Source organism: Saccharomonospora azurea NA-128, from assembly GCF_000231055.2.
Taxonomy (GTDB): Bacteria; Actinomycetota; Actinomycetes; order Mycobacteriales; family Pseudonocardiaceae; genus Saccharomonospora; species Saccharomonospora azurea.
In genome coordinates this window covers 2,649,418-2,662,924 of sequence record NZ_CM001466.1, presented here as the reverse complement: position 1 = coordinate 2,662,924, position 13,507 = coordinate 2,649,418, and the positions used below count along the sequence as shown (strand labels likewise).

7 protein-coding genes and 2 pseudogenes are annotated in these 13,507 nt (G+C 72.2%); 5 read left to right on the top strand and 4 right to left on the bottom strand.

Translation table 11 applies throughout. The annotated features are described in order from the left end of the window. A pseudogene (locus tag SACAZDRAFT_RS11870) lies at nt 1–1,040 on the bottom strand (LuxR family transcriptional regulator); the annotation flags it as partial. Beyond that, nucleotides 1,040–2,335, bottom strand: coding sequence for an Hsp70 family protein (locus SACAZDRAFT_RS11865; RefSeq protein ID WP_005441904.1), 1,296 nt, complete (start codon nt 2,333–2,335; stop codon nt 1,040–1,042). The gene SACAZDRAFT_RS11865 and the pseudogene SACAZDRAFT_RS11870, both read right to left, overlap by 1 nt. A 278-nt stretch (nt 2,336–2,613) precedes the next feature. Between SACAZDRAFT_RS11865 and SACAZDRAFT_RS11860 the strand changes: the two genes are divergently transcribed. The 5 genes and pseudogenes from SACAZDRAFT_RS11860 to SACAZDRAFT_RS11840 all read left to right on the top strand — a co-directional run bounded on the left by SACAZDRAFT_RS11860 (nt 2,614) and on the right by SACAZDRAFT_RS11840 (nt 10,305). Continuing rightward, on the top strand, nt 2,614–4,137 hold the full coding sequence (locus SACAZDRAFT_RS11860; RefSeq protein ID WP_005441902.1) for an IniB N-terminal domain-containing protein: 1,524 nt from the start codon (nt 2,614–2,616) through the stop codon (nt 4,135–4,137). A gap of 95 nt (nt 4,138–4,232) precedes the next feature. Beyond that, nucleotides 4,233–6,101: a dynamin family protein gene (locus SACAZDRAFT_RS11855; protein WP_005441901.1), complete on the top strand. Its 1,869-nt coding sequence runs from the start codon at nt 4,233–4,235 to the stop codon at nt 6,099–6,101. After that, entirely contained in the window at nt 6,098–7,369 is a 1,272-nt protein-coding gene (locus SACAZDRAFT_RS11850; protein ID WP_005441898.1) for a hypothetical protein, read from the top strand. Before SACAZDRAFT_RS11855 ends, SACAZDRAFT_RS11850 begins: the two co-directional genes overlap by 4 nt. 55 nt (nt 7,370–7,424) lie before the next feature. After that, nucleotides 7,425–8,401 (top strand): annotated as a pseudogene (locus SACAZDRAFT_RS11845) (helix-turn-helix transcriptional regulator). A gap of 56 nt (nt 8,402–8,457) precedes the next feature. Continuing rightward, nucleotides 8,458–10,305, top strand: coding sequence for an endonuclease/exonuclease/phosphatase family protein (locus tag SACAZDRAFT_RS11840; protein WP_005441884.1), 1,848 nt, complete (start codon nt 8,458–8,460; stop codon nt 10,303–10,305). Nucleotides 10,306–10,376: 71 nt separating this feature from the next. Here the strand turns inward: SACAZDRAFT_RS11840 and SACAZDRAFT_RS11835 are convergent, their stop codons facing one another. After that, nucleotides 10,377–10,745 carry a hypothetical protein gene (locus tag SACAZDRAFT_RS11835; protein WP_005441883.1) on the bottom strand — a complete coding sequence of 123 codons (369 nt, stop codon included), beginning with the start codon at nt 10,743–10,745 and terminating at the stop codon, nt 10,377–10,379. Beyond that, nucleotides 10,738–13,500: an FtsK/SpoIIIE domain-containing protein gene (locus SACAZDRAFT_RS11830; protein WP_005441882.1), complete on the bottom strand. Its 2,763-nt coding sequence runs from the start codon at nt 13,498–13,500 to the stop codon at nt 10,738–10,740. The genes SACAZDRAFT_RS11835 and SACAZDRAFT_RS11830 overlap by 8 nt, the downstream gene beginning before the upstream one ends. Between the last annotated feature and the right edge of the window lie 7 nt (nt 13,501–13,507).

The window sequence follows — 13,507 nt, the reverse complement described above, 5'->3', positions numbered from 1 at the left end:
GCCGCGTACAACGTCGCGGCGAGGGGCGGATCGTTCTCGGCGGCCTCGTCGGCGGCGGCCTCGAACGCCTCGGCGAGCTCCGCACCGCTCAACTCGCTGCCCAGCAACGGCCGGACCAGATCGAGTACCGGTCCTCGGCGATCGAGCTGGATGCGCACCAACCGCTGCGACACCGCGAGCCGGCGTTCCTCCGGAACGAGGAGGCGCACCGCGCGGGCCACGAACGGCAGCGGTGTGCCGTCGTGGGCCAGCAGTCCGCAGGCCCTGGCCGCGTCGACGGTACGGGCGACACCGTTGTGGTCGGTGTCGAGCAGACCGGCGAGAAGGTCCACGTCGAGCCCGGCTCCCGAGGTGGCCGCCAGCAGCAACGACAGCGTCTGTGGCGACAGCCGGTCGAGGTCGGGCCGGAACTCCGCGAACAGGGCTACGGGAAGGCCGGTGAGGTCGGCGCCGGGCTCGGCCGTGCCCGACGCGGGAGCGCCGTGCCCGGAGGTGAGGGCGGCCGCGAGCCGCACCACGAAGCCGGGCACACCGAGTGTCTCGGCCCGGACGAGTTCGGCCAGGTCGGCCCGCTCGCGCCCGAGTATCGCCGCGATGCGGCGGACGTCGAGCGGGCGCAGGACCACCTGCCCACGCAGCCGGGAGAGCAGCGTGTTCAACGCGGCCGGACGCGGCCACGGGCGGGCCGCGATCACGAGTCCGGTGACCTCGTCGGCCGTGCGGTCGCACAACTCCGTGAGCGCGGCGTCGTCGAGGCGGTGCGCGTCGTCGACCAGAACCAGCTGTGCCCCGTCGAGCTCCTGCTGCCCGTACCACGCCACCGCCAGGCCGCGGCTCTCGCAGCGGCGCGCCAGGTGACGCAGCACGGCCGTCTTCCCGTGTCCACCCGGGGCGACGACCGCCAGCCGCGCGGGCGCGAGCACACCGTCGGCGACGGCGGCGCACAGTTCGCGGGTGGGCTCGTCGAGGAGGGGATCGTCGCGGGTGGACGTCCGGAGGGCGGTGGGCCGCTCCGGGGAGTCGACGTGGGGTGACGGCATCAGCGTTCCTCGTCTCGGGATTCGGGGGAGCCACCGCGGCGCGGCCGGGAGAACCGGCGGCGCGGAGGCTGCAGTGGGGTGATCTCGACGGGTGGCCGGTGCGGCGGTGGTTCGAAGTCCTCGAACGCGTCCGGTTGCCCGGACAGCGCGGGTGCGTCGTCGACGCCGGGGACGAGTGCGCCGCCGCTCCCGGGCGCGCCGGAATCCCCGGGTTCCACGGCCTCCGGCGGTGGCTCCTGCGCCGGGCCCGGTCTGGGGTGTGGTCTCGGTCGTGCGGCGAGCGCTGCTCCGCGGCTCAGCGCGGTACCCGGATCCTCGGCGACCACGACAGGGCAGGGTAGTTCGGCGCGCGCGAGCGTGGCCGCGAGCGGGATGTTCGCGCTGCCGCCCACCAGCACCGCCGCGGCGAGCTGTCCTTCGGGAACGTGCACGAGCAGGCGCCGCAGTCTGCGCACCGCGCTGCGCAGCACCGGCGTGGCGAGGTGCTCGAACTCCTGCCTGCTCAGCGACACGGTGTCGGTGACCAGCACGTCCGTCGTCGTCGAGAGGCGTTCCTTCGCGGCGATGGCGGCGCCCCGCAAGCGGCTCATCGCACCCGGGTCCGAGGCGTCGACTTCGGAACGGTCGAGGACGTGGCGGACCACCAGGTCGTCGAGCCTGCAGCCCGCCTCGTGCTCCGACGACTCGTTGTGGGCGAGCAACTCGACGCCGTGGGGAGTCCGGCGCAGCAGGGCGGTCTCCACGTGCACGCCGCCGAGGGCGCACACCGCCAGCAGGCGACCCGGCTCGACGGGCGTCACGTCCGGGGTGCCCAAGTGGCCCTCGGCCGCGGCGATCGGACTCGGCAGCGCCAGGACCCCGGGCAGCTCGGCCGCGTCGAGGGCTTCGTGCAGCAGGCCCCGCCGGTAGGCCGACCAGCTCGGTGGGTGGGTCACGACGATGCGTTCGGCGTGGGCCGCCTCGGTCTCGGCGACCCGGTCGGCGACCCATCCGATCATGCCTGCGGCGAGCGCCTCCGCGGGGTAGGACAGCTCACCCAACACGAACGGCACGGGATCGCCGGTACGGTGCAACGGTGCCCGTGCCACCCGTTCGGGCTCGGTCACCGCGTGCCGTAACGCGGCGTGTCCGACCAGGAGGTCGCCCTGGCCGGACACGTGCAGGACGGACTCGGTCCAGCGAGTGGAACCCCCGAGGGGGACGACCTCGGGCGGACTCCAGTGACCGCGGCGGTAGCGGGAGACCGCCGCGCTCACACGGGTGGCGCCGAGGTGTATCCCCAGGACATAGCGCATATACGGCGGTTCCCTCACGGCTCGTGTCGACGTTCTCGCACCGTCCCGGAAGGACGGGCCGACGCGGATGACTCCTTTCGTATCAAAGTCATGCCTCCGAATGACACCCCCGAATAGGCCGTTCGGCATCCCCTAAGCCCCTAACGCGTTCGGCGACGCGGGCGGTGGAAAACCGGGACTTCTCCCCGATGCCCCTCGACTCGCCGGAGCCCTAGCGTCGGCCGGGCCGTCGCGCGGCGACACGGATTTTCAGCTTCAGACGAAGGAGTAGACCCTTGATGAACGCACAGGGCGAGGCGGAGACCGAGTACGACGTCACCCTCTCGGAGCCCGCAGTCGTCCCGCAGGAGCCGACGCTGCACGACTTCGTGGTGAATCTGCTCAACGACGCCACCGCCCGTGCCGCCTTCGCGCAGGACCCGACCGGGATGCTCGACGTGGCCGGTCTCGGGGGCATCACCCCGCAGGACGTCCAGGACGTCGTGCCGCTCGTGATGGACCGCGTCGGCGCCGAGCCGGAGGACGGCGTGCTGAACGGCGTGGACGACGTCATCGAGCAGCTCAGGGGCGTGGCGCAGACCCAGGAGGGGCGCGCCGACCTGTCGGAGGTCACCGAGGCCACCGACCTCGACTCGGTCGTGGGTGGAGTCACCGCGGGCGGAAGCGCCACCCTGGACGACGTGACGGGTGTGCTGCGCTACGACACCGGTGCCGTCACCGGTGAGACCGCGGGTCAGCTCGACGACAACGGCCTGAACCTCGGCTCCTACACCGACACCCTGGCCGCGCGTGCGTCCGGTGTGGGCGGTGTCGGTCTGGACAGCTCGGGCGGCATGGCCTCCGTCGACAGTGTCGTGGGTGCCGCGGACGGCATGCTGGACGCGGATGCCGACGGCGTCTCGGGCGTGGGCGGCGTGAGCGCCGACCGGCTCGACGCGGGCGTGTTCGGCGACGTGGCCGAGGACAGCGTCGTGGGTGGCGCGGGCCTGCGTAGCGACGTGGTGTCGGGAGAGGGTTCCGCGCTGCTCACCGAGGACGGCTACGCCGCCGGTGGCACGCTGGAGACGCCCTTCGGCGCCTACGGGGTCGAGGTGTCGGACGAGCTGAGCGTCAGCGTCCCCGAGGTCACGACCAAGGGCGACGTGGTCGACAGCCTCGACGCCGACACGCTCACGCGGGGCAGTGAGGCCGCCGCGAGCACGGTGGCCACCTACGTCACCTCCGGTGGTGCCGCGCTGCCGGGGACGGTTCGCGACGCCGCCGAGGACCTGTCCGGCGACCTCCCGGTGAACGTGCCCGCCGACCTCCCCCTGGGTGGCCCCCAGACGCTCCCGGTGGACGGTGCCGCCGACCTCGCGAACGCGTCCACGCTGGACGACCAGGTGCTCTCGCAGCCTCGCGACCTCGGGTTGGACATCGACGAGCCGATCCAGGTCGTCGACCTCGACACCGACCTGCCCGAGCTGGCCGGCCCGGTGTACGACCTCGCGTCGGACCTGCACAGGGACCTCAACTCGCTGCCCGACCAGCTGGGCTTCGCCGTTCCGGCCGAGAAGCCGGAGATGCCCGACCTGCCGGTTCTGAACCCGATGCCCGAGTCGGCTGACGACAGGGGCGCCGCCGGCAGCGCGGTGGGCACCGAGAACCTCGACGACGTCACGCGTGTCGCGGAGCCGGTGAGCAGTGGTGTGGACCAAGTTGCCGACACCGTCAGTGGCAGCCCGCTCGGCGGGGTCGCCGAGCAGGGTGAAGATCTGCTCTCCGGTGGTGCGGGCCTCAACGACCTGGACCTCGGTCACTGACTCTGAGTGATCTCATCCCGATAACAGGCCGGGCTCGGTGATATTACGAGCCCGGCCTGTACTGCGTTGCGTGAAGAGGGCACACTGTCCGATCGATGAAGGCTTCCCCGTGGCTCGACGTCCTGGACGAGGCGATCCGTTCTTGTGCCGCTCACGACCGGACCGACCTCGCCGGGCGACTGCGTGCCCGGCGTGCCGAGCTGGCCGGACCCAAGGTGCGGGTCGTGGTGCTCGGTGCGCGGGGGCAGGGCAAGAGCCAACTCCTCAACGGACTCCTCGGTGCGGCGGTGTGCGCGGTCGGCGACGACGTCACCACCACCGTCCCGACAGTGATCGAGTACGCGACCGGGCCCGTGGCCGCTCTGGTGCCGGGGAGCCCGGTGCCGCTTGTGGAGGCGGGTCGTGGCGCGGACAGCCTCGTGCTGGAAGGGCCCGCCCACAGTGCTCCGGCGTTGACGAGCGCCGACCGGACGTCGGTGTCGGTGGAGTCGGCCACCGCGGTCGCCAACGGCCGTCCCGACGTGGCACGAGTCGAGATCGGACTCCCCCGCGCGCTCCTGGAGACGGGTCTCACGCTCGTCGACACACCGCCCTACGGGTCCGAACCGGACGAGCACGCGCGCGCCGCGCTCGCCACGCTGCCCAGCGCCGACGCGGTGTTGCTGACCACCGACGTGACGCGGGAGCTCGCGCCGGGCGAGCTGGACGTGCTGGAACGTGTCCTGGCATGGTGCCCCACCGTCGCCGTCGTGCTCACCAAGACCGACCTCGTGCCCGGGTGGCAGCGCGTGGCGGAGCGCACGCGCGCGCGGCTGCAGCAGCAGGGTCTGCCCGTGACGGTGTTCGGAGTCTCGTCGGCGTTGCGGTTGATCGCGGCGAGGAAGAACGACGCGGAGCTGAACACCGAGTCCGGCTTTCCCGCGCTCGTCTCGTACCTGCACCACGAGCTCATGGGCAACGTGGACGTGCTGCGCAGGCGGTGCGCGGGGCTGCTCGCCGGGCTGGCCGCGGAGCGGATCATGGGCCCGTTGCGCGAGCGGCTCCGTGAGCTCCAGCAGGGCGGTGACAGCGAGTTGTCCGCCCGCTATCGCGCGGCGAGCAAGCAGCTCGAACGGTTGCAGCGGGAGGCCTCGCGCTGGCAGACCATGCTGTCGGACGAGGTGGCCGATCTCACCGCCGACCTGGACTACGACCTGCGCGACCGGACGCGGCGCATCCTTCGGGAGGCGGACGAGTACTTCGAGGTGGCCGATCCGGCGAAGGACTGGACGGCGTTCGAGGACTGGTTGCGCGAGAACCTGACGGCCGCGGCGGAAGCGAACTCGCGGTGGTTGCTCGACCGGTTCGAGTGGATCACCCGGAAGCTCGCCAACGTCATCGCCGTCCACCGTCCGGACGCGTTCGCGCCCGAGGACGTGCTTCCCGCGCGCCCCACCGACGAGATCGCCGAGCTGCGAGGACCGAACTTCGAGAAGTTCTCGATCGGGCAGAAACTGTTCGTCGGCATGCGCGGGTCGTACAGCGGGTTGCTGATGTTCGGTCTCGCCACCACGTTGGCGGGAATGGACCTCATCAACCCGATCTCGATCGGTGCGGGAGTGGCGTTCGGCGCGAAGAGCGTGTTCGAGGAACGGGGCACGCGACTCAAGCGCAGGCAGTCCGCGGCGCGCAGCGCGGCCCACCGCTACGTCGACGACTTCTTCCTCGCCTACGGCAAGGAAAGCAAGGACACCGTGCGGCTGATCCATCGCGAACTGCGCGACCGGTGCACGACGGTGGCCCAGGAGCTGCGCACGGAGATCAGCGAGGCGGCTGCGCGGGTCAAGCAGGTCATCGACGCCGAGGCGGCGGAGCGCGGCACGGCCATGCGTGACGTGGCTCGGCGGATCGACGAGCTGGAGTTGTTGCGCAGGCGGGCCGAGGCGTTGGCTCCCCGGTCGGTACCGCGGGGGCTCACGGCATGAACCTGGCCGATCGGGCGTGGTCACTGCTCAACCGGGCGCAGGAGGTCTACGCCGACAATCCGCGGGCGTCGAACTGGGTGCGCAGGCACCTCACGCGGCTCGGTGAGCCGGTGCGGGTGGCGGTGGCGGGCCTGTCGGGCGCGGGCGCCTCGACACTCGTGGCCGCGCTGACCGGCGAGGCCGACTACGGTGCTCCGCCCAACCCGCCGATGTCGTGGCGGCACGTCCCGGCGCGACACACCTGGCCCGAGCTGCTCGTCCTCGACACGTCGCTCACACGACGGGACTCGGCCGCCGCGCTGCCGGAGTCGATCGGCCTGGAGGCGGACGCGGTGCTCTACCTGCTGAGCCCGCACGACGTCGAGGCCGCGTTGCTGCGCGCGATCCACGACCAACCGTCGCCGAAGCTCCCTCCGGTGCACGCGCTCGCGGTGCTCGCCCGGGCCGACGAGCTCGGTGGCGGCCGGGTGGACGCCCTCAGCTCGGCCCGGCAGGTGGCCCGGCGGCGGGCGCGGGAGAGCTGGATCGCCGAGTTGTGCCAGGACGTGGTCGCCGTGGCCGGGCTCGTCGCGCGCGCGGCCCGGACCCTGCGGCCCGACGACTTCGAGCTGCTCGCCGCGCTGGCGGCCGTCCCCGAGGCGGAACTCGACCCGCTGCTGCTGTCGGCCGACCGGTTCGCCTCCGACCCGCAGCGGGCCGAGCTGCTGGGCCGGTTCGGGCTCTTCGGCGTCCGGCTGGCCACCACGCTGATCCGGCGAGGCGTTCGCACGCCGCAGGCGCTCGTGGCGGAGTTGTGCCGCCACAGCGGTTTCGACGCCCTCGGGGAGGCGGTGTCCCGGTACTTCACCGACCGTGCTCCCGTGTTGAAGGCACGGTCGGCGTTGCTCGGTCTCGGCGTGATGCTGCGGAGGGAGCCGCGGCCGTCCGCCGCGCCGCTGGTCGCGGAGCTGGAACGCACGCTCACCGGCGCACACGAACTCGCGGAGCTGCGCTTGTTCGCGACCCTGCGCACCGGCCGGGTGAACCTGCCCGGCGACCTCGGTGACGAGGCCGCTCGCCTCGTCGGCGGCTACGGTGAGGCGCCGCAGACCCGGCTGGGGCTGGACGCCGCGTCGGAGCCGCCGGAGGTGGCGGTGCGCCAGACCGCCGCGGGCATCCTGCGGATGTGGCGCTCGTACGCGGAGAACCCGGTGCTCTCCTCCACGGAGCGGCAGGCGGTCTCGACCGTGGTCCGGACCTGTGAAGGGCTCGCCACCGGGCAGGGCTGAAGAACAGAACGCAACGAGGTCGGAACCTGTCCTCCTTCTCCGGCACTCTTGGCTCATGACCACACCCACGCGCTTGCTGAGGCTGCTGTCGCTGCTGCAGACCCCGCGCGAGTGGCCGGGCAGCGAGCTGGCGCGCCGGTTGGGGGTCAGTCGCCGCACGATCCGCCGGGACGTCGAGCGGTTGCGCGGGCTGGGTTCCCGGTCGTGGCGTCGCGCGGGGTCGAGGGCGGCTATCGCCTGGTGGCGGGGACCGCGCTGCCGCCGTTGCTGTTGGACGACGAGGAGGCCGTCGCGGTGGCCGTGGGCCTGCGCAACGCCGCGGGGCACGCGGTGACCGGGCTGGGTGAGGCCGCGGTGCGGGCGCTGACGAAGTTGGAACAGGTGCTGCCGTCGCGACTGCGGTACCGGGTCACGACGTTGAACACCGCGATCGACCCGGTCCCGGAGCCGCTCGATGCCACGGTGGATCCGGAGGTGCTCACCACCGTGGCCGCGGCGATCACCAACACCGAGCGACTGCGGTTCGCCTACCGCTCGCACCGTGGTGAGGCGTCCCGGCGCCACGTCGAGCCGCACCGGCTCGTGCCGACGGGGCGGCGTTGGTATCTGGTCGCGTTCGACCTCGACCGCGACGACTGGCGGGTGTTCCGCGTCGACCGGGTCCGTGATTCGTTCGCGACGGGCGTCCGCGTTCCGGCGCGGGAGTTGCCCGCCGACGACGCGGCGAGCTTCCTGGCGGACAACCTGTACGGTTTCGCGCCCACCTACAGCGCGGTCGTGACCGTGTTCGCGCCCGCCTGCGAGGTCGACGCCCGGTGGGGCGAGGTCGAACCGATCGACGCGAGTCGGTGTCTGCTGCGCTGCCACGCGGACACACTGGAGTGGCTCGCGTTCCAGCTCACGCTGCTGGGGCACGAGTTCCGCGTGCACGAGCCGGTGGAGCTCGCCGACCACCTGCGTGAGTGGGGGCGGCGCATACTGCGTGCGGTGTCGCCGGAAACCGAACCGGCACCGGGTGCTTCACCACCGTGACATCACCGACGAACGGCGGCTTCTCTCCGTTCACTCGAATGGGTAAGGATGCGCCGGTGAAGTCTTCCCCACGCAGCGCGAGAATCGCGGGCAGCATCCTGCTCGTGGCGGCCCTGGGGGTGCTCGCCGCGCCCGGCGCGGTGGCGCACCCGCAGCTAGACACCGACGCCACGCCCACCCGCGTCCACGACATCCAGGGCACCACGCGGCTTTCACCCCTCCTGGGAGAGCGCGTGAGCGTCGATGCCGTGGTGACCGCGGAGCGGACCTTCGGGTCGAGCCGAGGGTTCTGGATCCAGGACCCCCGCCCGGACGACGACCCGCGCACGAGCGAGGGCCTGTTCGTCTTCACCGGTGCGCACACGCCGGACGTCGCTCCGGGCGATGTGGTCACCGTCGTGGGCACGGTGGCCGAGTACCACCCGGGCGATCCCGAGACCACGGCAGCGCAGTCCACGACCGAGCTCGTCGACGCCGAATGGACGGTCACGGCCCGGGGCGCCGAGGTGCCCGAGGCGCTCGTGGTCGGGCCGGACACGGTGCCCGACGCACTCACGGCGACGCCCGGCGGGTCCATCGAGGACGAGCCGTTGCGTCCCGACACCTACGCGCTCGACTTCTGGGAGGCGCACGAGGGCGAGCTGGTCTCCGTCTCCGACGTCCGGCTGGTCGGGCCCAGCACCGACTACGACGAGCTGTACGTCACGACCAAACCCGAGCAGAACCCCAGCGCGCGGGGCGGCACGGTGTACCTCGGCTACGACCGCCCCAACACGGGAGTGCTCAAGATCGAGTCGCTGATCCCGTTCTCGCAGCGGCCGTTCCCGTCGGGGAACACGGGCGACATGCTCACCGGTGTCACGTCCGGCCCGGTGGAGTACGACGCCTACGGCGGATACACGCTCATGGCGACCGTGCTCGGCGAGGTGAAGGACAACGGGCTGGAGCGTGAGGTCACGCGCGCTCAGCGGCCGGGCGAGTTGGCCGTGGCCACCTACAACGTCGAAAACTTGTCCGCTGTGGACAGTGCGGAGAAGTTCGCCCGCCTCGCCGAGGGTGTCGTCCACAACCTGGCGGTGCCCGACGTCGTCGCGTTGGAGGAGATCCAGGACGACAACGGGCCCGACGGAGCCGGTGACGGCGTGGTGTCCGCCGACGAGACGTTGCGCCGGTTCACCGAGGCGATCGTGGCCGCCGGTGGACCGCGGTACGAGTGGCGGCAGATCGATCCCGAGGACGGCGCCGACGGTGGTCAGCCCGGCGGCAACATCCGTGTCGGGTTCCTCTTCGACCCCGAGCGGGTGCGGTTCGTCGACCGCGAGGGCGGGGACGCCACGACGGCGGTCCGGGTCGAGCGCGACCGGCGCGGGCCCCGGCTGTCGGTGTCGCCCGGCCGCATCGAACCCGGCGATCCCGCGTGGACGGAGAGCCGGAAACCGCTGGTGGGCGAGTTCGTCTTCCATGGCCGCACAGTGTTCGTGGTGGCGAACCACTTCGCCTCCAAGGGCGGCGACCAGCCTCTGCACGGCCGGTTCCAGCCCCCGGCGCGGCCGTCGGAGGAGCAGCGGATCCGGCAGGCGGACGTCGTGCGCGACTTCGTGGACGACGTGCTGGCGGTGGACCGCAAGGCCAACGTCGTCGTGGCGGGCGACCTGAACGACTTCCCGTTCTCGCCCACCGTCCGGGAGCTGACCCGCGGGGGAGCGCTGCGCTCGCTGGTCGACACGCTCCCGCCCCACGAGCGCTACAGCTACGTCTTCGAAGGCACCTCGCAGGTGCTCGACCACGTGCTCGTTTCGCGCGGCCCACGCCGGGTGGACTACGACGTCGTGCACGTCAACGCCGAGTTCGCCGACCAGGCGAGCGACCACGACCCGCAGATCGTGCGGTTCGTCCCCCGGTAGTGCCCAGGCCGGTTCCCGTCGAGGCCCGTCACCCTGAAGGCCTCGGCGGGACCTCCGCGACGTCGCGAGGCTCAACGCCGGGCGCGCCAGCCGAGTGCGGCGACGGCGTCCTTCAGTTCCCGGTAGGCGTTGCGGACCTCCTCGACGTGCTGGTCGAGGTGCGCGCCCCTCGCGGAGGAGATCGGCGGCGGGAGCTCGCCGGGCTCGATCCAGGACAGTCGTTCGACGTTGTCGCACGCCATCCGCCACCAGCGGTGGGTCCGCTCCTGGACGGTGGTCTCCTGCTCGGCGAGGCGTTCGACGCGGGCCTGCGCCTCGGCGATCCGCGACTCCAGCTCCTCGACGCGGCGCCGTTCCCACTCGCGGACGTCGTCGGCGGACCGGCGCGCCCCGCTCATGATCTCCTTGTAGCGGACGGCGGCGGTCGGTTCGTCAGGCATGGTCGGCCTCCGGGCGGTGGAACGGGACGGTGACCTCCGGGCTCGCGTGCGTGCTGCGGTCGAAGAAGAGCGCCCGGCCGGCTCGGGGCGCCCAGTGCACCACCTGGCCCGCGCAGAACGCCGCGAGTTCGCTGCCCTGGACGTCGAGCGCCACCCAGGCCCCGATGTCCTCGGTGCCGCCGAAGCCCAGCGTGTCCTTCAGCCGCGCCACGCCGCGCCACCAGCCCAGCACGTGCAGGCCCTTCACCGGGCCCTGCTTGAGCAGAGCCCGCAGGTGGTCCAGTCCACTCGGCCTGCCCGGTTCCTTGTGTTCGAGAGCGGGAAGGACGGCGTCGACTCCGTAGAGGACGAGATAGCACTCGCCATCCGCTTCGGACAGCTGTGCGGCGCGCTCGGCGATCAGGGCGGGGAGCTCGCTCGCCGGCACCACGGGGGCCTTGTGTCCGAGCGCGGCGAGGTCGTCGCCCAGAGCTCGGACGTCGTCCAGACAGCGGTCCACCGCGCAGCCGAGCACGAACTCCGCCGTTCCCGGTGCGTGTTGCCGGGCCAGGGAGCGGGTCGCGGCGTCGAGCACGGAGAGCGCTTCGGCGGTGCTGCTGCCGAGGACGGCGAGGTTGCGGCCCGGTGCGGCGGGTAGCTCGACACCGTGTGCGTTGTCGGCGACCTCGATCGACAGCCCCACGAGTGCTCTCGGCCTGCTGCTGCCGGGAGCGAGGGCGGTGAACGCCGTGAGTTCGTCGAGGCGGGGTGCGACGGCGCCGTCGAACAGTCTCGGCCGACCGTGCGAGGCGTAGCGCTGCCAGAGCTGCCGCTGCAACACCGGGAACGTGTTCTTGCCGCTCGCGTCCGGGATGTGGGCGAGCTGGTTGCCGTGCGCGACACCGGACTCGTGATTCACGACGGCGTGCCAGCGGGGCGCCGACACGGCCGCCTGGTTCGACTCCGCCAGCACCCGCCGCGCCTTCGGCATCGCGATGCGCAGTGTGCACTGCTCGAACACGGCGGGTTTGCCCCAGAACGCGTCGATGCCCGCGATGTCCTGGCTCGCGAGGATCAGGTGGATGCCCTGGGAACGACCGCGCCGCGCCAGGTCCTCCAGCAGCGACGTGGCCATGGCCGTCACGGAGTCGCGCTCGGCGAACAGGTACTGGAACTCGTCGATCACCGCGACGATCCTCGGCCAGTGCCCGTTCGGGTCGGCCTCACGCAGCTCGGCGATGTTGGTGACCTCGAACTCCTTGGCCGCCGCCGACCGGCGCCGCATCTCGTCGGAGAGGAACCGCAGCAGTGCCAGCCCGAACTCGCGGTCGGTGTTGACGTTGACACCCACCAGCCGCGCGTGCGGCAGCCAGCTCTCGTCCTTCTTGCCCGGCGCCAACCCGGCGAACGACACGCCTTCCTTGAAGTCCAGCAGGTAGAGGGCCAGCTCGTCCGGCGAGTAGCGGGCGGCGAGCCCGCCGAGCAACGCGTAGAGGAAGTTGGTCTTGCCCGACCCGCTGGGCCCGCCGATGAGGGCGTGCGGCGTGGCGTCGCCGATCACGACGTCGACGGGTTCGCCCTCGTGGAAGCCCACCGGGGTGCGCAGCTCGCGGGCCGAGCACTCCTGGCCGAACTCCGTCGGCAGCAGGTCGGCGAACGAGCGCGGGCCACCCTGGCGCGTGACGATGGCCTCGGCGATCCGGGCGGCCGCGTTTGCCACCTGCCCGCCCGGCAGCGGGGAATCGAGCCGCACCTCGACCCCTGCGCCGGTCATCGACGTCACCGCACGCCGGTCGTCCAGCAGGCTGATGGTCTCCACGGAGCCGCCCAGCACGGTGGGCACGTCCACGAGCACGAGCGAGATGCCCGCGGCGAGCGCCCCGCTGGCGACGCGTTTGAGGTCACGCAGATGTTCGGGAGCGAGGTCCTCGCCGTTGCCGTACAGCACGGCGATGCGCCACGGTTCGACGCGCTTGCCGGTGGCCTCGCGCAGCGCGCGCAGCGAGGCGTACCCGGCCTGCATCGTCTGCGTGTGGATGCGGCGGATGTGCCCGGCGAGTTCGTCGAGCAGGTCGACCAGCCGCGTGGGGTCGTGGACCGTGACGGCACTGGTGCGGCTCAACGCGTAGAAGTTCGGCAGTACGGCCGTGAGTTGACCGACGTCCCACAGGTGCACCTTCACCGCGCCCGGCGCGAACGTGCTGAGCACGCGCATGAGGAGGTTCTCCACGAGCGCGTCGACCGTGGCGCGGGTCTTCGGCACCGAGGTGATCGACAGGTGCGACTCGTCGAGCAGCGGCACGGCGACGTCGAACGAGAGTGTCGTTCCCGGTGTCCGGCCGACGCTCGCGCCGTCCACACTGGCCTCGCCGATGCGCCACAGCCCGGGCGAGGCCGGGCCGTCCTCGGTGCCGAGCTTGCCGAGCCACTCGCTCGGCGGCCGCCCGGCGGGGCCCGGCGCCGCCGAGGCAACCAGCCGACGCAACTCGTCCGGCCCGTCGGCCCAGTCGGCGTAGAAGCGGCTGCGGACACTCTCCAGCCACGACAGCACCGCTGCCATGGCCGGATCACCGCGGTACTCCGCGAGCGCGGAATCGGTGCCGGCGCGGTCGAGCCCCACCGACAGCACCAGCTGTTCCAGCCGCAGCTTCGTGAGCTCGTGTTCGGCGTCGGAGTGGGCGTTACCGGCGGCGCCGAGGGCGAGCCCGATCCGGTGGCGCAGCGCCTCCAGCGCGTGGGTCACCCGCGCGCGCTGCTCGACGACCTTGCGTCCCATGAGCACA